This is a genomic window from Paraburkholderia dipogonis (genome assembly GCF_046027395.1).
GTDB classification, from domain to species: Bacteria; Pseudomonadota; Gammaproteobacteria; order Burkholderiales; family Burkholderiaceae; genus Paraburkholderia; species Paraburkholderia dipogonis_A.
The window spans coordinates 1-19,978 of record NZ_JAQQEG010000063.1; the positions used below are offsets into that span (position 1 = coordinate 1).

A 19,978-nucleotide genomic window follows, 5' to 3' on the forward strand; every position below is an offset into this window, starting at 1 on the left:
TCCGGTGCCACGCGATTCCCATTGATCGGTACTGATCGGCACGTCATGAGCTAACGGTTGTTCCCTGCGCTTTGCGAGAAGGCGTACTGCCGATGCGGATTCAAACGATCCGCATCGGCCTTTTTTCTGTCCGTTTCAAAGTGAAGCTAACGCGTGCAAATAAAATCGGCCGGGCATTTTTATGCCCAGCCGATTTTTAACTCAGAGGTTCACCACCTCCGGCTTATTAAGTCAGAGGACGGACGCACGCGCGCGCAAAATCATACTCCGGCGTTTTCGCCGGAATATCAGCGTTCAGCTTATTGCTTGATGAATCGATCGTTTGCCCAGAGGCCTTGCGTATCGCTATTACCCGAATTCACGAATTCGACGTCGTGACCGACCACGCGGACGACGCGGAAACTCGAGTTCTCCGGTGTCGAAACACATTGATATCCGGAGAAGAATTCCTGCATTTTCTGCTGTTCACCGGCTTGCGCATGCTGGTCGGCGGCGTCGAGTTTATCCTTCGACAAGCAGCCATATGCATTGGCCTTGAACTGGATGGTTTGCTGCGGCTTGATCATGACGTCTTGCGCCTGAACAGTGGCGGCAGCCAATCCCGCAATGGCGAAAACAAGGGCGAATCGCATTTTCATATTTTCCTCCGGTGCGGGTGGATACTCAGGTTAGCTATGTATTTAACTTTAACGTTGAACCCGCATCTTGCACTTTAGGAGAATGCGAGAGAACGACAAGCACATCTTGTGTGCGGTCGCAACAGCGGCGAATTGTCGCAGCGCCCGCCGCACATGCTTAATCGTTGGGCAACGGCTTAAATGGTCACGATTGCTGGGGATAACTGAAAGACGGGCAGGGCACGCCGCTTTAACCAGTAAAGCTTTGCGGCGCGCATTGGCGTAAACGAGAAGCACCAATTAAGTGATTTGCTACATTTAATCTGTGCATTTGGTGCAATGCACACAAAGTCATTCAACCGACTAAAGCGAAATCACGAAATAACGGTGTGTTTGCAGAAGATAAAAGGTGCCAGGTGTAAAAAGCAGGGCGCGCGGCACCTGCCACCCGGCAGCGCCAGGCGCATTCGCAGCGTCAATCGACGCGTCGATTGGCCTCGAAGAACTCAGACTGGAACATGCACATACGCAAGGCGTTGTGATAGCTGCCGTTGCCGAAAAATTCCTCGATCAGCTCGGCTTCGTGCCTGAAACCGCATTTTTCGTAGACGTGGATCGCCGCCGTATTCGACTTGTCGACGATCAAATAGACTTTGCGCAGGTTCAGCACTGAAAACGCATAGTCCGTTGCGAGCTGGGTGGCGAGCGTCGCGAAGCCGCGGCCTTGCGCGTGCGGCGCAATGATGATCTGAAACTCGCCGCGTCGATGGATATAGTCCAGTTCGATCAACTCGACCACGCCGACGGTCTGCCCCTCGTTGTCGATCGCCACGAAGCGCCGTTCGCGCAGGTCGTGCACGTGCTGGTCGTAAAGTTGGGTCAGTTCCGAGAAGGTTTCGTACGGCTCCTCGAACCAGTAACGCATGATTTTCGCGTTGTTGTTCACTTCATGGACGAAGCGCAGATCGGTGCGCTCGAGCGGGCGCAGGGTGAGTTCGCTGCTGCGTTCGGTCGTCATTGGATTCCCCTTGAGAATTCTTTGGTTTGAATGCGCGCGTTCGATGCAGCCTCACGCGCTTTCCAGTTAGTCAGGGCGCGGTGCGGGGAGTTCTTGCAAGCTCTCGCGCCCACACGGCACTTTCTTGCTAGAAGCCAGGCGGCATGCGGGCCAGGCGAGCAAAGGGCGTCGCGTTGTCGCAGGCCTGTGTCTGGCTCGATCGTGGCGATTGTGAGGCGCCCGGCACGGTACGGGTACGCGCGGTGCTCTACAATGAAATCATGCTCCTGCGATCGGAGGCCACCGTGATCGAGCACTTGATATTGGGCGTTTTTCTGGTCATTCCGTTGCTCATCGTCGCATTTCTTTTCTCCGACGAATTGTGGCAGGAACACCGGCACCTGCACGACATGCGACCCATGCATGTGAGACCGCGCCGCATCGACTGGCGACATCCGCTGCGCCGTCCGCGGGATCGTCTGTGACGCGTTGCATCTGCTAGCCGATCGGTCACCGGCGTGCTGCACTGCACGAATCCACCTGCCGTCTTAAAATGGCGGCCGATTGAACAGGAGGATTCGTGCGCAAATTGGTGTCATTGATGCTGCTGGCGGCGACCGCCGTCGCCTTCGTGCCGACGGCTGCCGAGGCGCATTCGCGTGTGGTGTGCAAGCGCGTGTGGGTGCATGGGCGTCTGGTGAACCGTTGCCACCGCGTGCCGGTGCCGCATCACCATCATCATCATCGTCGTCCACCGCCGCATCACGGGCCGGCACCGTACCATCGGTAATGAAATGAAACCCGCCGCGCGCGGGTTTTTTAACGCGTGCCGCAAGCGCCGCGGCGAGGTAATCCGAAAGCGCGCCAATAAAAAAGCCTGCCCGTTTCGGGCAGGCTAAAAAGAGATCCACACTCAATGCCTTGTGGCTACAAGGCAAGTAGCAGTCTAGTCGTACGGCGCACACCGCTGGTTTCAGCAGCCTTTACACATGTTACGGCGCATGACCGCCCGTAGGACTGAGCCAGTCGCCGCCTCAGTCGGCGCGCCAGTGCGAGCGAATCCGCTTGGCGAGCGCTTCGAGCGTGTCCGCGTCGGCGACATCGCGCGCATGCATGCGCAGCGGCTGGCCCTCCCAGCGCGGGATCACGTGAAAATGCACATGCGGCACCGTTTGTCCCGCCGCCGCGCCGTTGAATTGTCCGATGAACACGCCGTCCGGCCGCAGCGCCGCGCGCACCGCAATCGCGAGCTTCTGCGTCATGCGCATGCACGCCACCGTCGACGCATCCGACAACTCGAAAATCTCTGCGGCGGCTTCCTTCGGCACCACCAGCAGATGGCCGTCGGCTTGCGGCATCAGGTCCATGAAGGCGAGGGCGGCATCGGTTTCGGCCACCTTGATGCAGGGTAGTTCGCCACGCAGAATCCTTGCGAAGGGATTGCTGTCGTCGTAGTTCATCGCGTTCCTCTCATCGTGGAAGGTCATATCGGGTAAAGCGCTGTTGCCGACATTGTCCATCACCTGTGTTACAGCACGCGCGCTGCGCGTTTGATCGCCTGCGGCGGCTGACCGAACGCGCGCAGAAAGGCGCGCCGCATTCGTTCGGTATCGATGAAGCCGGTTTCCGCGGCCACCGCCTCCATGGAATGACGGCCCGCTTCCAGCATGGCGCGCGCAGCCTCGACGCGCAATGCCTCGATGGCTTTGGCGGGCGATTGACGGGTTTCGTCGCGAAACGCGCGGCTGAACTGGCGCGGGCTGAGATGCGCGACGTCGGCGAGTTGTTCGACCGTCAACGGTTCGCGCAGATGGCTTTTGGCGTACGACAGCGCGTTCTGGATGCGGTCGGATTTCGGCTCCAGGTCCAGCATGGCCGAGAACTGCGACTGGCCGCCGGTACGGCGGTGGTACACAACGAGCTTCTTGGCGATCGCGCGCGACGCTTCCACACCGAGATCGTTTTCAACGAGCGCCAGACACAGATCAATACACGCGGTCATGCCGGCCGATGTCCACACCGATCCGTCGACGATAAAAATGCGGTCCTCGTCCACGCGGGTCTGAGGAAAGCGCCGCTGCAGATCGCGGGCGTGAATCCAGTGGGTCGTGGCGTGGCGGCCGTCAAGAATCCCAGCCTCGGCCAGCACGAACGCGCCGGTACAGATGCTGGTCGTGCGTCGCGAGGCGACCAGCGCCTCGTTCAGAAACGCCAGCAATCCCGGCGACGACGGAGCGATCTGCATCGCGCCGGTGACCACCACGGTGTCGTACGCCGGATCGCCGAACGGCCCGGTGGCGATCTCGACGCCCGCCGAGCTGCGCACCATGCCGCCATGCTCGGAAATGACTTTCACGTCGTACTCAGGCTGGCCGGCCTCCAGGTTGGCCAGCTCGAAGATCGAGACCGCCACCATATCGAGGATCTGAAAGCCGGGAAAAACCACCACGCCGACGTGTTTCATTGCGATGTCCCAAAACGAGGTAAATACGACATTTGAGACAACAGACTACGCGCCTAGACTTGCCTCGTCAACACCGCAATGCCGCCAAAAAACGGCGCGGCGGCGGAGGTTTCCGGGTTTTCCCATTCATCTGACAGGGCAGAGGCACAACGCGCGACGCCCGCAAGGAGAGATTCAAATGGCAACGCAAGCAAGCAAAGGAACGGCATTGGTGACGGGCGCATCGTCGGGTATCGGCGCGGTGTATGCGGACCGCCTCGCGCGGCGTGGCTACGACCTGATTCTGGTGGCGCGCGACGTCGAACGGCTGAACAGTCTGGCCGATCGTCTGACGACGGAAACCGGCCGCCATGTCGAGACGATCGGCGCGGACCTTACCGTCAAGGCCGACGTGCGCCGCATCGAAGAACGGCTGCGCGCGGACCGTGGCATCACGATGCTGGTCAACAATGCGGGCGTCGGCGCGACGGCCTCCCTCATCGATTCGAACGTGGACGAGCTCGAAAAAATGATCGACCTGAACGTGACCGCGCTCACGCGCCTGACGGCGGCGGTCGTGCCGGGCCTGGTGGAGCGGGGCAACGGCATCGTGATCAATATTTCGTCGATTGTCGCGCTGTCGCCGGAACTATTGAACGGCACGTACAGCGGCACCAAGGCCTACGTGCTCAACCTGACGCAGTCGGTGCATCACGAAGTGGGTGGCAAGGGCGTGCAATTGCAGGCTGTGTTGCCAGGCGCGACCAGCACGGCATTCTGGGACCACGCTGGCCTCGCGGTCGAACATCTGCCGCAGCAGATCGTGATGACCGCCGAAGACATGGTGGACGCCGCGCTCGCCGGCCTCGACCAGGGCGAACTGGTGACGATTCCGTCGTTGCCGGACGCGGCGGACTGGGAGCGCTTCAACAGCGCGCGCCAGCACCTGCAGCCGAACCTGTCGCACAAGCTGCCAGCCGCACGCTACACGCGCGGCGCTGCAACGGCATAAAGCCGCGCGGCCTGAAAGCGCCTTAGCGCCAGTCAGTCGACACGTCGTCCGGATCGACCAGCGTCAATCCCGACGACGGCAGCGGCAGCGCCGTCTTGTAGCGCACCTGCTTGAGCGCAAAGCTCGAACGGATATTGGAGATGCCCGGAATCTTCGTCAGATGATCGACGATGAAGCGCTCCAGCGTCTGCATATCCGGCATCACCACGCGCAGCAGATAGTCGGCGTCGCCCGTCATCAGATAGCACTCCATCACCTCGGGGCGCGCCGAGATCGCCTGCTCGAAGCGCAGCAGCGCGTCTTCCACCTGCTTTTCCAGACTCACCTGAATGAACACGTTGATGCGCAGCCCGAGCGGCTCCGGATTCAGCAACGTGACCTGCTGCTTGAACAGACCGAGCTTTTCGAGCGCCCGCACGCGGTTGAAGCACGGCGTGGGCGACAGGTTCACCGAGCGCGCGAGATCCGCATTGGTGATGCGCGCGTTCTGCTGCAGCTGGCTGAGGATGCCGATGTCGATGCGGTCGAGCCGTCTGGGTGGCGTGGTCATAGATGAAATATTCCGTGGTGGAGGCGAAATCCAGAATAAATAGCCTATCCTGAAGCGCGATTGCAGGCAAATGAGATGCTCATTTTGTGGGCGCACGCTTACCATTGACTCACTCGATCTTGAACCGAACGCGTCGATGCGGGAGTGGTGCCATGACGGATTTGTCCAGCGGTAGCGAGCAGTTGCGGTCCTTGAATGTCCAAGGTGCGGAGCGGGAAGATACCGATCCGCAGGAAACCGCCGAGTGGCTGGAAGCGCTCGACGCGGTGGTCGCGCATGTCGGCCGCGATCGCGCGCAGTTCCTGTTCGACAAACTCGCGGGCCATGCGCTGTCGCTGGGTGTCGAGTCCGCGCGCACCAACGTCACGCCGTACCAGAACACGATCCCGTTCGAGCAACAGCCGCGCTATCCGGGCAATCTCGAACTCGAAGAACGTCTCGCTGCGGCGCTGCGCTGGAATGCGCTCGCGATGGTGGTGCGCGCGAACCAGGCCTACGGCGAACTCGGCGGCCATATCGCGAGTTATGCGTCGGCGGCGGATCTGTTCGAGGTCGGCTTCAACCATTTCTTTCGCGCGGCCGCGCCTGGCGGCGAAGAGGGCACGGGCGACCTCGTGTACTTCCAGCCGCATTCGTCACCGGGCGTGTATGCGCGGGCTTACCTCGAAGGGTTTCTCTCAGAGGAAAACCTCCAGCACTATCGCCGCGAGATCGGCGGTCCGGGCTTGTGTTCGTATCCGCATCCGTGGCTGATGCCGGACTTCTGGCAGTTCCCGACCGGCTCGATGGGCATCGGCCCGATCAACGCGATTTATCAAGCGCGTTTCATGCGCTACCTGGCCAATCGCGGTCTCGTGCAAACGGAAGGCCGCAAGGTGTGGGGCTTTTTCGGCGACGGCGAAATGGACGAGCCGGAATCGACCGGCGCGCTCTCGCTGGCCGCGCGCGAAGGGCTCGGTAACCTCGTGTTCGTGATCAACTGCAATCTGCAGCGGCTTGACGGTCCGGTGCGCAGCAATGGCCGCATCATTGACGAACTCGAAGCGCATTTCATCGGCGCCGGCTGGAATGTGATCAAGGTGGTGTGGGGCTCGGACTGGGACGCGCTGTTTTCGCGTGATCGCACCGGCGCGTTGCTGCGCGCGTTCGCGCAGACCGTCGACGGCCAGTTCCAGACCTTCTCGGCCAACGACGGCGCCTACAACCGCGAACGCTTCTTCGGCCAGAACCCGGAGCTTGCCGCGCTCGCCGCGCAACTGAGCGATGACGACATCGATCGCCTGCGCCGGGGCGGCCACGACGTGCGCAAACTGCACGCGGCCTACGCGAAGGCGCTCGACCATCGCGGCCAGCCGACGGTGATCCTCGCGAAGACGATGAAGGGCTTCGGCATGGGCACTTCGGGCCAGGGCCGCATGACCACGCATCAGCAAAAGAAGTTGGGCTTCGACGACCTCAAGGCGTTCCGCGATCGCTTCCGCCTGCCGCTCACGGACGAGGACGTCGAACAGGTGAAGTTTTACAAACCCGCGGAAGACAGCCCGGAAATGCAATACCTGCATGCACGCCGGGCGGCTCTCGGAGGCTATCTGCCCAGAAGGCGGAAAGTTGCATCGAAGGGGCTGATCGTCCCGCCGGTGTCCTCCTGGGGGCAATTCGCGCTGGATTCGAGTGGCCGCGAGATGTCCACGACGATGGCGCTCGTCCGCATGCTGACCGCGCTGCTAAAGGACCGCGAAGTCGGCCCGCGCGTGGTGCCGATCGTCGCCGACGAGGCGCGCACCTTCGGCATGGCGAACATGTTCCGCCAGGTCGGCATTTATTCGCCGCTTGGGCAGTTGTATGAGCCGGAAGATCTCGGCTCGATGCTGTACTACCGCGAGGATACAAAAGGCCAGATCCTGGAAGAGGGCATTTCGGAAGCGGGCGCCGTGTCGTCATGGATCGCGGCGGCGACGTCGTACAGCGTGCACGATCTGCCGATGCTGCCGTTCTACATCTACTACTCGATGTTCGGCTTCCAGCGCATCGGCGATCTGATCTGGGCTGCGGCGGATCAACGTGCGCGCGGTTTCCTGATCGGCGCGACCTCGGGCAAGACGACGCTCGGCGGCGAGGGCCTGCAGCATCAGGACGGCTCGAGCCATCTGGCGGCATCGACGATTCCGAACTGCCGCGCTTACGACCCGGCGTTCGCTTATGAGGTTGCAGCGATCGTCGATGAGGGCATGCGCGAGATGGTCGAGCAACAGCGCGACGTGTTCTATTACGTCACGGTGATGAACGAGAACTACGCGCAGCCTTCTGTGCCTGGCGGCGACTTGCAGGCGGTGCGCGAAGGGATTCTCAAGGGCATCTATCCGCTGGCGGCGCAAGCTCAGGAGCAGGAAAGCACGCAAGCTCAGGTGCAATTGCTCGGCGCGGGTGCGATTCTCGGTGAAGTGATTGCGGCTCAGCAGATGTTGAAGGACGACTGGCAGATCGACGCCGCCGTATGGAGCGTGACGAGCTTCACCGAGTTGCAGCGTGACGGCATGGCGGCGGAACGGCTCGCGCGTCTTGGCGAAGCGACCGGCGCGCCCTATGTCACGCAAGCGCTCGATGCGTCGCAAGGCCCCATCATTGCCGCGACCGACTATGTTCGTGCCGTGCCAGAACTGATCCGCGCGTACGTGCCGCGCCGCTACGTGACGCTCGGCACCGATGGCTTTGGGCGCAGCGATACGCGCCAGGCGTTGCGCGAGTTCTTCGAAGTGGACCGCAAGGCGATTGTGATCGCCGCGCTGAAGGCGCTGGCCGACGAGGGCGCAATCGACACAAGCGTGCTTGTCGAAGCGCGCAACAAGTACCTGGGCGATGCCGCGGTCGGCGCAGCATCCTGGCAATGCTAGAAAAGCGCATGCGTTAGAAACCGCCTAACGCACTGCTACTGCTATTGCCAAATGAAAACGCGCCCTGCAGAAAAAGGGCGCGTTTTCATTGCAGGTTAGTAGCACCACATCCCGAACAATCAGTCACTCACCGCCACCTGATTCTTCCCATCCCGCTTCGCACGATACAAGCCGACGTCAGCCGCTTCGATCAACTTCGTCACTGGCTCGGCGGCCGACGGCACGAGCGTCGCCGCGCCGATGCTGATCGTCACGACGCCAGTCGCGGAGCCCGAATGCGGAATCGTCAGCCCTTCGATTGCAATGCGGATCTTTTCCGCGAGCAGACGCAAGCCGCCCGCCGACGTGCCCGGCACCACCACCGCGAACTCTTCGCCACCGAAGCGCGCCGCGAGATCGGCCGAGCGTCCAAGGCACGATTCGACGGTTTGCGCGACCCGCTTGAGCACTTCGTCGCCGGCGACGTGCCCGTAGGTATCGTTGTACGCCTTGAAGTTATCCACATCGATCATCAGAAAGCCGAGGCCGGTCTTGTCGCGTGTGCTGCGACGCCATTCGGCGGCCAGATATTGATCGAGATACCGGCGATTCGACAGGCCCGTCAGACCGTCCGAATGCGTGAGCCGCTGCAATTCCAGATTTGTCGCGAGCAATTGCTGCTGCGATTGCCGCAGCGCCTTATACGCTTCGTCGCGTTGAATCAGGTTCAGATACGAGCGCGAGTGATAGCGGATGCGCGCGATCAACTCGATGCGGTCCGGCAGCTTCACCAGATAATCGTTGGCGCCGGCGGCGAAGGCCGCGCTTTTCACGAGCGGCTCTTCCTTGGTCGACAACACGATGATTGGAATGTCGCGCGTCGCCGGATTCTGCCGGTATTGGCGCACGAGGGTGAGACCGTCCGTGCCCGGCATCACGAGGTCCTGAAGGATCACCGTCGCGCGCGTTTCCGCGGCGCAGCGCAGCGCCTCTTCAGGCGACGCACAGTAGTGAAAGTCGACGCTCGCTTCGTCGGCCAGCGCCTGGCGAATCGCCTCGGCGATGATCGCCTGGTCATCGACCAGCAACACCATGATCGGGCACTCGGCCGCGGGCGGATTGCCGAGGATGCGCGCCAAGGCGTCATCGATCGCGAGATTGGGGGCGTCCACCGCGTCCGACGCGACATCCTGCGCGGCGGCGTTCTGATGCGGTTCAGGAGTGTCCATGTTGTTCAGCCAGAATGAATGTGAGTGTATCGAAGCGGCTCATAGGCGGCGAGTGCGCGGCTAGCGTGCGTTGACCGCCGTCGCGAGCGCGGCAGCGATGCGCGGCAACGGCAGAATCGCGGCGGCGGCGTTGAGCGCCGCGGCCGCTTTCGGCATGCCATACACGGCGCTGGTCGTCTCGTCCTGCGCGATCGTGTGATAGCCCTTGGTGCGCATCGCCTTGAGTCCGATCGCGCCGTCGCGGCCCATGCCGGTCAGCAGCACGCCGAAGGCGCGCGCCGGCCAGCGCGCCACCACGCTGTGAAAAAACACGTCGACGGAAGGGCGGTAAGGCGTCTCTTCCGGCACGCGCGTGTAGCCGAGCACGTTGGGCAATTTCAGATGCAGATGATCGTCGGTGGCGGCGAGCAATGCGACGCCCGCTTGCGGCCGGTCGCCTTCGCGGGCGATCCGCACCGGCAAGGCTGATTGCTGGTTCAGCCAGTCCGCCATGCCGGCGGCGAACGCCGCGTCGACGTGCTGCACGATGACGATGGCAGCAGCAAAATCCTTCGGCAGCCCGGCGAGCAGAGTGGCAAGCGCAGCCGGTCCGCCCGCCGATGCGCCGATCGCCACCAGCGGCGTGTCACGGTTCGTCACGCAGGCGGGCGACGACGCGGCCGCCGCGCCGGGCGCGTTGCGTTCCTTGACGAGCGCCGCGATGCGGTCGATCTTCGCGATCAGCGTGGCGATGCTCTTGTGCGCATCGGGACCGTTCAGCGACGGTGTATCGACGGCGTCGAGCGCGCCCGCGCCCATCGCTTCATAGACGCGCCACGCGTTCGCGCCCACGTCGACGGTGACGATCAGGATCGCGCAGGGCGCGTGCGCCATGATGCGCCGCGTGGCCTCGATGCCGTCGACGTTCGGCATCACCAGATCCATCAGCACGATGTCGGGCCGCTGCGCGGTGCAGAAATCGACCGCCTGCTGGCCGTCCTGCGCGATCCACAGCACCTCGTAGTCGTGGCGCGCCGCGAGCGCGCGACGCAGCGCCTCGACGGCGAGCGGCATGTCGTTGACGATTCCGATTTTCATCCGTTTTACCCGTAGGTTTAACCGTAAGCTTCGCCGATCAGATCACGCACCGCATCGAGCAGTGCTTCGTCATGAAAACTGCCTTTCGCCAGATAGTAGTCCGCGCCCGCGTTCAGGCCGGCGCGGCGGTCCTCTTCACGATCCTTGTACGACACGATCATCACCGGCAGCGACTGCAACTGCGGATCGCGCTTGATGAGCGTGACCAGTTCGATGCCGTCCATGCGCGGCATGTCGATATCGGTGATGACGAGGTCGAAGCGCTCACCGCGCACGGCGTTCCAGCCGTCCATGCCGTCGACGGCGATCGTCACGTCGTAACCGCGCGTGGCCAGCAGCTTGCGTTCGAGCTCGCGCACGGTGAGCGAGTCGTCGACCACCAGCACGCGGCGTGTGACGCGCTGCGCCGCGTGCGCGGCGCCGTGTTGCGTGTGCTTGAGATCGCCGCCCGCCACGAGCCGTTCGACGGAGCGCAGCCAGTCGTCGACGTCGGCGATCAGCACCGGATCGCCGTTTTCCATCAGCGCGCCGGCGGTGATGTTGCGGATCTTGCCGAGGCGCGGATCGAGCGGCTGCACCACCAGCATCCGCTCGCCGAGAAAACGGTCGACCACCACGCCGTAGGTTTGCGGGCCATCGCCGATCACGATCATGCTGACGGTACCGCTTTCATCCGCGGGCGGCGCGGTGTCGAGAATCTGATGCGCAGTGACGACGCCGATGCGCCGGCCGGAGAAGGCGATGTGCTGATGCCCTTCGAGCAATTCGATCTCAGCGCGGCTCACGTGCAGTGTGCGGTTCACATGCGCGAGCGGCACCGCGTACGGCTCGCCCGCGACTTCGATCAACAGGCTGCGGATCACCGAGAGCGTCAGAGGTAACTGCAACTGCACGCGCGTGCCGAAGCCGGGTTCATGCGTGATTCGCACGGTGCCGCGCACGCGTTTGACGACGTCGTGCACCGCGTCGAGTCCGACGCCGCGACCCGAGACCTCGGTCACCTGATCGCGTAGCGAGAAGCCCGGCAGGAACAGGAATTCGAGCAGTTCGGCTTCGGAGAGACGCGCGGCCGTTTCCTCGCTCGCGAGCTTCTTGCGCACGATCGACGCGCGCAGGGCGTCGAGATCGATGCCCGCGCCGTCGTCGGAAACGGTGATGAGCAGCGCACCGGCCGTGTGACGCGCGTCGAGCGTGAGCGTGCCTTCTTCCGGCTTGCCGCGCGCGAGCCGCACGGCGGGTGTTTCGATGCCGTGGTCGAGCGCGTTGCGCAACATATGGCCGAGCGGCGCCTCGAGCAGATCGAGAATGTCGCGGTCCACCTGAGTCGATTCGCCGACCAACTGCCAGCGCACCTTCTTGCCGAGCGAACGCGCGACGTCGCGCACCATCCGCGCGAGTCCGCCGGTGCCGTCGCCGAATGGGCGCATGCGGCATTGCAGGGCGGCGTCGTAGAGTTGCTGCGACAGATGCGTCGAACGGCGGTCGAAGCTCTCCAGATCGGCGAGACGCTCGGCCAGCAGATGCTGCGATTCGGCAGTGAGGCGGCGCACTTCTTCGAGCGCGGCATGGGCGCGCGGATCGAGCTTGAGGTCGGCGAGCGTCTCGTGCAGTTGATCCAGCACGCGGGTGCTGTCGCGTTGGACGCGCTTTACGCGCAGCATCGATTGCGCGAAGGGTTTTAGCCAGCGTGATTCGACCAGCGATTCGCCTGACAAAGACAGCAGGCGGTCGAGGTTGTCGGCGCGTACGCGGAGCATGCGGCCGGGTTCGGTGGTCGCGGTGCTTGTGTCGTTAGCGCTGGTCGATGCGGGTCTCGTGGCAGGCGTACTGTCCGGCGCGGGCGGTGGCGAGATGGAGGCTGGCGTCGCTTCGGCGCGCAGCGCATCGGCCAGCAGGTTGAATGCGGCTTCCGGGTCTGCGTCCGCGCCTGCGCCCGAACTTGAGCCCGAAGGTATCGAGGCGACCGAGGCCGTTGGCGGTTCAGCGGCAATGCTGCGCGCGGGTTCGAACGGCGCGGCTGCCGATGGCGGCACATCCCGCCGCACCGCGGCGCCATGGGGCACCACACCCGCCATACGCGCCTGCAACGACGCCACACACGTGCCGACCGCGTCGCGCGCCGACTCGTCTTCATCATTGCCGATGCGCGCGACGATATCCACCCCGCGCAGCAGCTCGTCGATCCAGGCCGCGTCGAGCAACGCACGCCCGTCCTGCGCGGCGACGAAGCAATCCTCCATGGCATGCGCGAGTTCGACACCGACCTGCACGCCGACAATGCGAGCCGCGCCCTTCAACGAATGCGCGGCCCGCATGCACGCTTCGAGCGCGCCAGCGTCGCGCGGCGCGCGGTCGAGCGCGAGCAGGCCGTCGTTGAGCACGCGTGCCTGCGTCCGCGCTTCTTCGCGGAACAGATCGATCAGCGACGGGCGGCGTGGGTCGTCCGTCATCCGAGACTCCGGTTCAAGGTGTCGAAGAGCGCGTCGGCATCGAGCAGGCCGACGCTCATGCCGCGCCACGGAGCGACTGCACGCGTATGCGCGGCCGCCGCTTGCGAGAGCGTGGCGGGCGGCGGGCAAAAGCTGGCCGTTGCGATGCGGTGCACGCCGTCGACCTGATCCACCGGGAACACCGCGTGTTCTTCGGCGCGCGAGACGACGAGCAAACGCGGCAGATCCTGACGCGCGCGATCGTCACGTACGGCGCCGCCGCCGGTTTCGAAGCCGAGTAGATGCGCGAGCGACAGGCACACCAGCAACTCGCCCTGCACATTCACCACGCCCAGCACCGCGCGGTGCTGCCGATGCGGCAACGTATGAATCGGCCGCGTCTGCACGATGCGTTTGAAGATCGGCGTGGGCAGCGCCAGCCATTCGTCGCCGATGCGAAAGACGAGGAACGATTCGCTTGCGCCCTGCACATTCTGCTGCGGTTGCGCCCGCGCGCGCACGTCGTGCTGCGAGAGATCCACCAAGGGAATCGGCCGCTCCAGCAGCTTGGCCGCGGCCGTTTCGAACACCGGGCAATTCAGGCAGCGCACGTACTCGACAAGACGCTCGCACGACGAATCGCCGCGCACGCCGATGCGATTCCAGCAATCGTCGAAGCTCACGGTCTGCGCGTCAGCCACGTTGCGCTCCCTGTGCACGCGACGCGCGTCGCATCAACAGGCGCGCGCCGTCGCGGTCGCCCTCGAGTTCGAGCAAGGTCGCGAGATGCGCGAGCGCTTCCGCGTGCTGAGGGTCGAGATACAGCGCCTTGCGATATTGGCTGCGTGCGAGATTCGCATCACCGTTGGCATCGGCCACGACGCCGAGCAGATAAAACGCATCGGCGTGCGGGGCGTGGTGTTGCAGAAGGGCGTTGATTGCCGTGGCGGCTTCCGCGAGGCGGCCGGCGTCGGCGAGCGCGTGCGCGGCTTGCAATGTGTCGCGTGCCGCGTTGGTCGGCGGCGACGGTGGGTTGTGCGCCGGCAGCGGGGCGGCCATCGATGTCTCGCGCATGTGCGGCGCGACGCTGTCAAGCGGCGTGAACTGCGTCACACCATCGAACGGCGTGCGCGCAACCGGATCAGGCCATGCGAAGGGCTGCGCGGAAAACACGTGTGGCGGAGCAAGCGCCGGCATCTGTGAACGCGTCATTGCGAGCGCGGCGGCAGTGGCGAGGGGCGCAGTGTGCCAGCCGTTCAACTGCGGCTCATCGGGTGCGCCGCGATGAAATGCGAATGCCAGCGGGATCTTTGCGGACTGCATGCCGTAGCGCATCAGCAGCCCGGTTTCCGCGGGGCCGACGAACAGCGTGCCGTTTTCGGCGAGCACGCTATTGAGCGCCTGTAAGGCTTTTTGCTGCGCGTCGCGGTCGAAGTAAATCAGCACGTTGCGACAGAATACGAAGTCGTAGACGCCAAGCGTCGACGCCTCGAGTTGCATCAGATTGGCGCGTGAAAAACGCACCGCTTCGACGATGCGCGGCGCGAGACGCCAGCCGTCCTCAGTGCGCGTGAAATGCGCGTCGCGAAACGGAAACGCATTGCCGCGAAACGAATTGCGTCCATAGACGGCACGCTGCGCGACGGCAAGCGAACGCTCGCTGATATCCATTGCGTCGATGCGCAACTGCGCGGCGTCGATGCCTGAGTCGAGCAGCGTCATCGCGATCGTGTACGGTTCTTCGCCGGTCGAGCAAGGCAGACTCAGGACGCGCAGCGGGAGTGCGGTGCCGCGCTCGGCGAGACGCTCATGCGCGAGCCGCGCGAGTGCCTTGAACGCATCGGCGTCGCGATAGAACCACGTCTCCGGCACGACGACCGTTTCGATCAGCGCCTGCACCATCGAAGGTGAACATTGCGCGGCTTCCCAATAGTCGGTGAGCGTGGCTTCGGCGTGACCGTCCGCGCACCACGCTGCCGCGCGCTGATCGACCGCGCGCTCGATCGCGCCATGGCCGAGCGATGCCGCATCGAGCCCGATGGTCCGATGCAACAGCTCGGCGAAGCGCCGATAGAGCGGTGCGTTGTCGTGATGCGCGTTCATGCGTGCGCCTCGGGGAAGAGGAGCGCTTTGACGTCGTCGGGCAACAGATGTTCGACGCGAATCCACTGCACGAGGCCTCCCGCTTCGCTCGCGACCGGGCCGAGATAACGCGCGTGCGGCATGTCGAGACCGGCATCCCGAAACGCCGCCACGTCCAGTCGAATAGTGCGCGTCGCGCCTTCGAGCAGCAGCGCGAGCAAACGCGTCGTGCCTGCATGCGGATAGCGCACCAGCACGATGCGCGTCGACATCAGTTGCGCGGCGGGACGGCCGAGCGCGAGCGCCGGCAGATCGATCAGCGGCAGCGGCGCGCCTTCGTGATCGAGCACGCCCGCCACCCACGACGGCGCGCCGGGGATCGTCTTCGGCGGCGACTGCGGCGTGAGCGGCATCAGACGCTCCACTTGCGTCGCGTCGATCACGTACCGTTCGGTATCGAGCGTGAAGAGGATGAAGAGCATCGGCGTGTGCGTGGGCGGTGGAAGGGCGTGCGGGTGTCGGCTTCGATCAGCGCGCCGTGGCGCGTCAGGCCGTCACCTTGAAGCGCGACACGCCGGTGCGCAGACTGTTGGCGACGTGTGTCAGATCGTCGATCGCCTGAGTCGACTGGCGCAGCGACTCCGCCGTCTGCTGCGCGGCCTCCGAGAGTTGCGTCAGCGCCTGGGTGATCTGCTCTGCGCCGGTGGCTTGCGTCTGCATGCCTTCGTTGACCATCGAGAAGCGCGGCGCGAGCTGCTGCACCTGCTGGATGATCTGCGTGAGATGGCCGCCGACGTTCTGCACGTCGAGCATGCCGCGCCGCACCTCTTCGGAGAACTTGTCCATGCCCATCACGCCGGCGGCCACTGCGGACTGGATTTCCTTGACCATCTGTTCGATGTCGTAGGTCGCCACGGCGGTTTGATCGGCGAGGCGGCGGATCTCCGTTGCCACGACCGCGAAGCCGCGGCCGTATTCGCCGGCCTTTTCTGCTTCAATCGCCGCGTTCAGCGAGAGCAGGTTGGTCTGGTCCGCGACCTTGGTGATGGTGGCGACGACCTGGTTGATGTTGCTGGCCTTCTCGTTGAGGATCGCGAGCTTCGCGTTGACCGAGCCGGCCGCTTCCATCACGAGGCGCATGGTTTCTTCCATGCGCGCGAGACCGGCGTGACCCGTGCCCGCGAGCGCGGCCGACTGGCCCGCCACTTCCGACACTTCATTCATGGTGCGCAGCAGATCACGCGAGGTCGCGAAGATTTCACGCGACGTCGCGCCTATCTCGGTGGTGGTGGCGGCGGTTTCGTTCGCGGTGGCTTGCTGTTCGCGCGAGGTCGCGGCGATTTCCGTCACCGATGTCGTCACCTGTACCGCTGACTTCTGCGCCTGACCGACCAGCGCGGTGAGTTCGTCCGTCATGCGGTTGAAGCCTGCTTCGAGCGCGCCGATTTCGTCCGCGCGATTCAGCTGCAGGCGTTGCGTCAGGTCGCCCGTGCGCATCACGTCGACAACGCGCAGCACCTTGGCCATCGGCGTGGTGACGGCGCGCAACAGCCAGTAACCGGCGAGCACGGCGACGACGGCGGCGATCAGCAGCATCACGAGCAGCACGATGCGGGTCGCTTCGACCGAGCTGCGGATACTTTCAGCGGCTTTGTCGGCGTCGACCTTGTTGGTTTCGACCAGCTTGCGCGCCGAGAGACGGCCCGCTTCCCAGATCGGCGTGAGTTGCGTGTTGAAGATACGCACGGCGTTTTCTTTCGAACTCGGCAGGGCGTTCAGCAGCGATGCCTGGATCGGCAGGTACTGTGTGTGTTGCTGGCGGAAGTCGTTGAAGAACTCACGATCGGCGTCGCGGAAGATGGTCGCGCCGTAGTCGCCGAGGAGCTTCTGCAGCGTTTGCTCGGTGTCTTGCAAACGATTTGTGTCGCGCTTGACGGAGTCGGGGTCCGCGTCGACATAGATGAGGCGCTGCGTGACGGTGTAGTTCTCGAACCAGGCCGCGCGCATCGCGGTCGCGTAGTAGAGGCCGGGCATCGAGTCCTGCTGCTGGCTCTTCGCATCGCGGTCGATGCCGCCCAGCTGCTCGAAGGTGACGATTGCCATTGCCAGCATCACGATCAGCACGATCCCGAAGCTGCACAGAATCCGTTGCCGGATGGTCCATTGTTTCACGCGCACGCCCCTTACTTTTTTCGCTGCGACTCGAGCCGTGTTGTCGATGTGGTCCGATCCTGCGATCGACGGGCCGGGAAGCCTTGCGGGTTGTCGGATTTATCCGACAGGTTATGCGGCGGATTTTACATTGATCGGGGGAATGGGGGAGCGGGTATCACGCTGGATTGGATGGCGGCGCTGGCGCGAGTGATTGCGCGGCCTTTGCCATCAACTGGAACTCGATACGGCCTTTTTTCCCGCGTGGGAAAAAGGTCTGCGCTGCGGTGGCCGAGCGCTCGTTCGCGGCCTTCCTTTCTCCGGGCGAGCGTTGCCATGCAACTCCGCGCGCCGCGTTACATGGGTAATGTCCCGTTACCACTTGCAGCATCTATTTCGGCGCGCGCCAGCGACAATCTGTTCCATGCCTGAACGGCGGGGAGTCAAACATGAAAAAGATCGCAGTGGCGTTGATGATGGTGGGAAGTCTGAGCGTGGCGGGCCAAGCGTCGGCGCATGGTAATGGAGGCGACGTCGTCGGTGCGCTGATCGGCGGCGCCGTGCTCGGGGCGGTGGTGACCTCCGCGCTGAATCCAGCGCCGGTGGTGGCCTACCAGCAGCCTGTGTATGCGCAGCCGGCGTATCAGCCCGCGCCGGTCTATGCGCAAGCGCCGCCGGGATACTGCTATGACACATACCAGCGTGCCTATGTGGCGTGCGGTGCGCCGCCGCCGCCAGCGCAATACGGATATCCGCAACCGCAGCCGGGTTGGTAATCAATCGCGCAGCGCGCGCATCGTTGCACGCGCCACAGGCAAAAAGGCCGTCGTGTTACGCGACGGCCTTTTCATTTCAATGCGCGACTCAGTGCCTGTGATGCAGCCACTCTGCATAGTGCGTGTCGAGCCAGCGCTCGAGTCTTTGCGGTTTTGTCTTCTGGTGGTAGTGGGACGCGGCCCAGATAGCAACGCCGACCAGCAGCATGACAGCAGGCCCCAGCAAATAAGCGATCAACGATTCAGACATGGGAGCCTCCGTATCGAGTTGCGTCCACCCTTCAGTTTAGGCGATGAAACGCGGGAGAAAAGGTCCGCGTGATGCGATTGTGGAGAGTGCTTGGTTCTGGCGTATTTCTCACCTTTGAAACCTAATGAGAAATTTTATTTTTTATTTTAAAACAACAAGTTGATTAAGGCTGGATGGGTTTTGTGTACCATCGGAATCGCTTGATTTGAAGGCTGGGCGGCCCAGTTGTTCGTTCAGCGCGCGCTGGTCGGCGCCTTTCGGGCTGCTTCGATCTGTGCATCCACGAAATCCGCCCATTGCTGCATAACCCGACGCTTTTCCGCCGCATTTTCCGCGCTCGCGCCTTGCTTGATGCGCTCGGGCATATCCGCTGTGTTCTGATCGAGCGCGTCTGACGGCTTCGCGATCTCGCGCAGATGCGCTGCTGCTGTACGCCGGAAGTCATGCAGGACGAAATGCTCCACGTCGAGGCCGAGTGCCTTGACCGCCTGATTCAGCGTACTTTTGGCGATCGGCCGATCGTCGCCTCTGACGCTCGGGAATACGAAGTGTCGGCTGGCCCTGGCGTCGTAAAGCTCGCGAAGCATCGAGACCGCCTGCTGCGAAAGCGGTACGCGCTGATCGCGGTCTTTTCTCAGACGCGCAGCGGGTATCGTCCACGACGCTCTGTCCAGATTGAATTCGGCCCACGTCGATTCGACCAGGTCCGATTTGCGCACCATCGTCAGCACCAGCAGGTGTAGCGCCAGTTTCAGAGGCCGGCGAATGCTCGATGCGTCGATCGAGCGAAACATGGTGCCGATCTCGTCGCCCGAGAGCACGCGCGTGCGGCTGTCGAATGTGGCAATGGAGCGCGCCGGCACGACCTCGGCCGGGTTGCTGGCCGCGAGTTGACGCGCGATCAGATACTCGTAGAGACGCTTGACCACATTGCGCGTATGGAGCGCCATTTTCGGCGAACCACGGCTTTTGATGCTGTCGCATATCGCGACGATGTCGTCGGCGGTGACCGCTTTGATCGGCATGTGGCCGATGGCGGGTAAAACATCTTTGTCGAGCGCGCGACGCGTGGTGCGTCGGTATTCCTCTGATTTGCCCGCCATTTCCGTGGCGAGATAAAGCTCGGCGGCTTCGCGAAGGACATCGGCTTTGCTTTCCGCGCCGCGGTCTCGCCGCGCCGTGGCGACCGGCGAGATGCCCTGCGCGACCATCTCCGCATACTTTTGCGCCTTGGCCCGCGCGACACGCAGCGAGATCATCCGGTAGTCGCCGATCGTGGCGAGCGGCTGACGCTTGCCGTTCAGCGTGTAGCGGAAGCGCCAGATCTTGGTGCCGGTCGTCATGACTTCGATGACGAGGCCGTTGCCATCAGCGACGCAATAGCGGGTGGCGCGCGGTTCGAGCGCGCGGATCTGGGCTTCGGTGAGGGGGACGGCTAAGCGGGGCATGCTGGGATCGCTGATAGGCGGACAGCGGCGATTTTAAACTGGATGGC

Annotated in this window: 19 protein-coding genes; 5 read left to right on the forward strand and 14 right to left on the reverse strand. The window is 63.4% G+C overall.

The genetic code is table 11. The features are described from left to right. Positions 1 to 299 precede the first annotated feature (299 nt). Complete coding sequence (sap1, locus tag PQR32_RS38905) at positions 300 to 638, reverse strand: surface attachment protein Sap1 (RefSeq protein ID WP_310813441.1); 339 nt, start codon at positions 636 to 638, stop codon at positions 300 to 302. A gap of 454 nt (positions 639 to 1,092) precedes the next feature. Next, on the reverse strand, positions 1,093 to 1,635 hold the full coding sequence (speG, locus tag PQR32_RS38910; protein WP_408240220.1) for a spermidine N1-acetyltransferase: 543 nt from the start codon (positions 1,633 to 1,635) through the stop codon (positions 1,093 to 1,095). A gap of 284 nt (positions 1,636 to 1,919) precedes the next feature. Here speG and PQR32_RS38915 point away from each other — a divergent pair, with 284 nt between their 5' ends. Next, positions 1,920 to 2,099 (forward strand): hypothetical protein, encoded by a 180-nt coding sequence (locus PQR32_RS38915; RefSeq protein WP_408240294.1) that lies wholly within the window; start codon positions 1,920 to 1,922, stop codon positions 2,097 to 2,099. Positions 2,100 to 2,194: 95 nt separating this feature from the next. Beyond that, entirely contained in the window at positions 2,195 to 2,404 is a 210-nt protein-coding gene (locus tag PQR32_RS38920) for a hypothetical protein (protein ID WP_408240223.1), read from the forward strand. A 244-nt stretch (positions 2,405 to 2,648) separates the two neighbouring features. On the opposite strand, the gene PQR32_RS38925 is transcribed toward PQR32_RS38920, so the two are convergent. Together PQR32_RS38925 and PQR32_RS38930 are read right to left on the reverse strand one after the other, a co-directional pair. Beyond that, on the reverse strand, positions 2,649 to 3,074 hold the full coding sequence (locus PQR32_RS38925; protein ID WP_106284957.1) for an HIT family protein: 426 nt from the start codon (positions 3,072 to 3,074) through the stop codon (positions 2,649 to 2,651). Between the two features lie 68 nt (positions 3,075 to 3,142). Then, positions 3,143 to 4,078, reverse strand: coding sequence for a GlxA family transcriptional regulator (locus tag PQR32_RS38930; protein WP_408240226.1), 936 nt, complete (start codon positions 4,076 to 4,078; stop codon positions 3,143 to 3,145). 178 nt (positions 4,079 to 4,256) lie between these two features. On the opposite strand from PQR32_RS38930, the gene PQR32_RS38935 reads away from it, so the two are divergent. After that, positions 4,257 to 5,069, forward strand: coding sequence for an SDR family NAD(P)-dependent oxidoreductase (locus PQR32_RS38935; protein ID WP_408240229.1), 813 nt, complete (start codon positions 4,257 to 4,259; stop codon positions 5,067 to 5,069). A 22-nt stretch (positions 5,070 to 5,091) separates the two neighbouring features. On the opposite strand, the gene PQR32_RS38940 is transcribed toward PQR32_RS38935, so the two are convergent. Beyond that, positions 5,092 to 5,619 carry an Lrp/AsnC family transcriptional regulator gene (locus tag PQR32_RS38940; RefSeq protein WP_408240232.1) on the reverse strand — a complete coding sequence of 176 codons (528 nt, stop codon included), beginning with the start codon at positions 5,617 to 5,619 and terminating at the stop codon, positions 5,092 to 5,094. Positions 5,620 to 5,771: 152 nt separating this feature from the next. On the opposite strand from PQR32_RS38940, the gene mdeB reads away from it, so the two are divergent. Further along, positions 5,772 to 8,510 carry an alpha-ketoglutarate dehydrogenase gene (mdeB, locus tag PQR32_RS38945; RefSeq protein WP_408240235.1) on the forward strand — a complete coding sequence of 913 codons (2,739 nt, stop codon included), beginning with the start codon at positions 5,772 to 5,774 and terminating at the stop codon, positions 8,508 to 8,510. A gap of 119 nt (positions 8,511 to 8,629) precedes the next feature. On the opposite strand, the gene PQR32_RS38950 is transcribed toward mdeB, so the two are convergent. From PQR32_RS38950 to PQR32_RS38980, 7 genes are all read right to left on the reverse strand, one after another. After that, entirely contained in the window at positions 8,630 to 9,718 is a 1,089-nt protein-coding gene (locus tag PQR32_RS38950; protein ID WP_408240238.1) for a diguanylate cyclase, read from the reverse strand. A gap of 60 nt (positions 9,719 to 9,778) precedes the next feature. Next, the gene (locus PQR32_RS38955) at positions 9,779 to 10,795 is read right to left on the reverse strand and encodes a chemotaxis response regulator protein-glutamate methylesterase (protein ID WP_408240241.1); all 1,017 of its coding nucleotides are present in this window, start codon (positions 10,793 to 10,795) and stop codon (positions 9,779 to 9,781) included. A gap of 17 nt (positions 10,796 to 10,812) precedes the next feature. Further along, positions 10,813 to 13,245, reverse strand: coding sequence for a hybrid sensor histidine kinase/response regulator (locus PQR32_RS38960; protein ID WP_408240244.1), 2,433 nt, complete (start codon positions 13,243 to 13,245; stop codon positions 10,813 to 10,815). Then, positions 13,242 to 13,925: a chemotaxis protein CheW gene (locus PQR32_RS38965; protein ID WP_408240247.1), complete on the reverse strand. Its 684-nt coding sequence runs from the start codon at positions 13,923 to 13,925 to the stop codon at positions 13,242 to 13,244. The genes PQR32_RS38960 and PQR32_RS38965 overlap by 4 nt, the downstream gene beginning before the upstream one ends. Then, a complete protein-coding gene (locus tag PQR32_RS38970; RefSeq protein ID WP_408240250.1) occupies positions 13,918 to 15,327 on the reverse strand; it encodes a CheR family methyltransferase in 1,410 nt (469 codons plus the stop codon). The genes PQR32_RS38965 and PQR32_RS38970 overlap by 8 nt, the downstream gene beginning before the upstream one ends. Then, complete coding sequence (locus tag PQR32_RS38975) at positions 15,324 to 15,788, reverse strand: chemotaxis protein CheW (protein ID WP_408240253.1); 465 nt, start codon at positions 15,786 to 15,788, stop codon at positions 15,324 to 15,326. Before PQR32_RS38975 ends, PQR32_RS38970 begins: the two co-directional genes overlap by 4 nt. Positions 15,789 to 15,852: 64 nt before the next feature. After that, positions 15,853 to 17,478 carry a methyl-accepting chemotaxis protein gene (locus PQR32_RS38980; protein WP_408240256.1) on the reverse strand — a complete coding sequence of 542 codons (1,626 nt, stop codon included), beginning with the start codon at positions 17,476 to 17,478 and terminating at the stop codon, positions 15,853 to 15,855. 428 nt (positions 17,479 to 17,906) lie between these two features. Between PQR32_RS38980 and PQR32_RS38985 the strand changes: the two genes are divergently transcribed. After that, complete coding sequence (locus PQR32_RS38985; RefSeq protein WP_408240259.1) at positions 17,907 to 18,233, forward strand: ecotin precursor; 327 nt, start codon at positions 17,907 to 17,909, stop codon at positions 18,231 to 18,233. A gap of 88 nt (positions 18,234 to 18,321) precedes the next feature. Here PQR32_RS38985 and PQR32_RS38990 read toward each other — a convergent pair whose 3' ends face one another. Both PQR32_RS38990 and PQR32_RS38995 read right to left on the reverse strand, forming a co-directional pair. Continuing rightward, entirely contained in the window at positions 18,322 to 18,483 is a 162-nt protein-coding gene (locus PQR32_RS38990) for a hypothetical protein (RefSeq protein WP_012434883.1), read from the reverse strand. A 233-nt stretch (positions 18,484 to 18,716) separates the two neighbouring features. Next, positions 18,717 to 19,931 (reverse strand): tyrosine-type recombinase/integrase, encoded by a 1,215-nt coding sequence (locus tag PQR32_RS38995; protein ID WP_408240262.1) that lies wholly within the window; start codon positions 19,929 to 19,931, stop codon positions 18,717 to 18,719. Positions 19,932 to 19,978: the final 47 nt, after the last annotated feature.

What these genes read in the sequence shown, in the direction of transcription:
- PQR32_RS38925 (WP_106284957.1), bottom strand. Translation starts at nt 3,074, where the DNA reads ATGAACTACGACGACAGCAATCCCTTCGCAAGGATTCTGCGTGGCGAA.
- PQR32_RS38975 (WP_408240253.1), bottom strand. Translation starts at nt 15,788, where the DNA reads ATGCTCTTCATCCTCTTCACGCTCGATACCGAACGGTACGTGATCGAC.
- PQR32_RS38960 (WP_408240244.1), bottom strand. Translation starts at nt 13,245, where the DNA reads ATGACGGACGACCCACGCCGCCCGTCGCTGATCGATCTGTTCCGCGAA.
- PQR32_RS38955 (WP_408240241.1), bottom strand. Translation starts at nt 10,795, where the DNA reads ATGAAAATCGGAATCGTCAACGACATGCCGCTCGCCGTCGAGGCGCTG.
- PQR32_RS38985 (WP_408240259.1), top strand. Translation starts at nt 17,907, where the DNA reads ATGAAAAAGATCGCAGTGGCGTTGATGATGGTGGGAAGTCTGAGCGTG.
- PQR32_RS38940 (WP_408240232.1), bottom strand. Translation starts at nt 5,619, where the DNA reads ATGACCACGCCACCCAGACGGCTCGACCGCATCGACATCGGCATCCTC.
- PQR32_RS38990 (WP_012434883.1), bottom strand. Translation starts at nt 18,483, where the DNA reads ATGTCTGAATCGTTGATCGCTTATTTGCTGGGGCCTGCTGTCATGCTG.
- sap1 (WP_310813441.1), bottom strand. Translation starts at nt 638, where the DNA reads ATGAAAATGCGATTCGCCCTTGTTTTCGCCATTGCGGGATTGGCTGCC.
- speG (WP_408240220.1), bottom strand. Translation starts at nt 1,635, where the DNA reads ATGACGACCGAACGCAGCAGCGAACTCACCCTGCGCCCGCTCGAGCGC.
- PQR32_RS38930 (WP_408240226.1), bottom strand. Translation starts at nt 4,078, where the DNA reads ATGAAACACGTCGGCGTGGTGGTTTTTCCCGGCTTTCAGATCCTCGAT.
- PQR32_RS38950 (WP_408240238.1), bottom strand. Translation starts at nt 9,718, where the DNA reads ATGGACACTCCTGAACCGCATCAGAACGCCGCCGCGCAGGATGTCGCG.
- PQR32_RS38970 (WP_408240250.1), bottom strand. Translation starts at nt 15,327, where the DNA reads ATGAACGCGCATCACGACAACGCACCGCTCTATCGGCGCTTCGCCGAG.
- PQR32_RS38995 (WP_408240262.1), bottom strand. Translation starts at nt 19,931, where the DNA reads ATGCCCCGCTTAGCCGTCCCCCTCACCGAAGCCCAGATCCGCGCGCTC.
- mdeB (WP_408240235.1), top strand. Translation starts at nt 5,772, where the DNA reads ATGACGGATTTGTCCAGCGGTAGCGAGCAGTTGCGGTCCTTGAATGTC.
- PQR32_RS38935 (WP_408240229.1), top strand. Translation starts at nt 4,257, where the DNA reads ATGGCAACGCAAGCAAGCAAAGGAACGGCATTGGTGACGGGCGCATCG.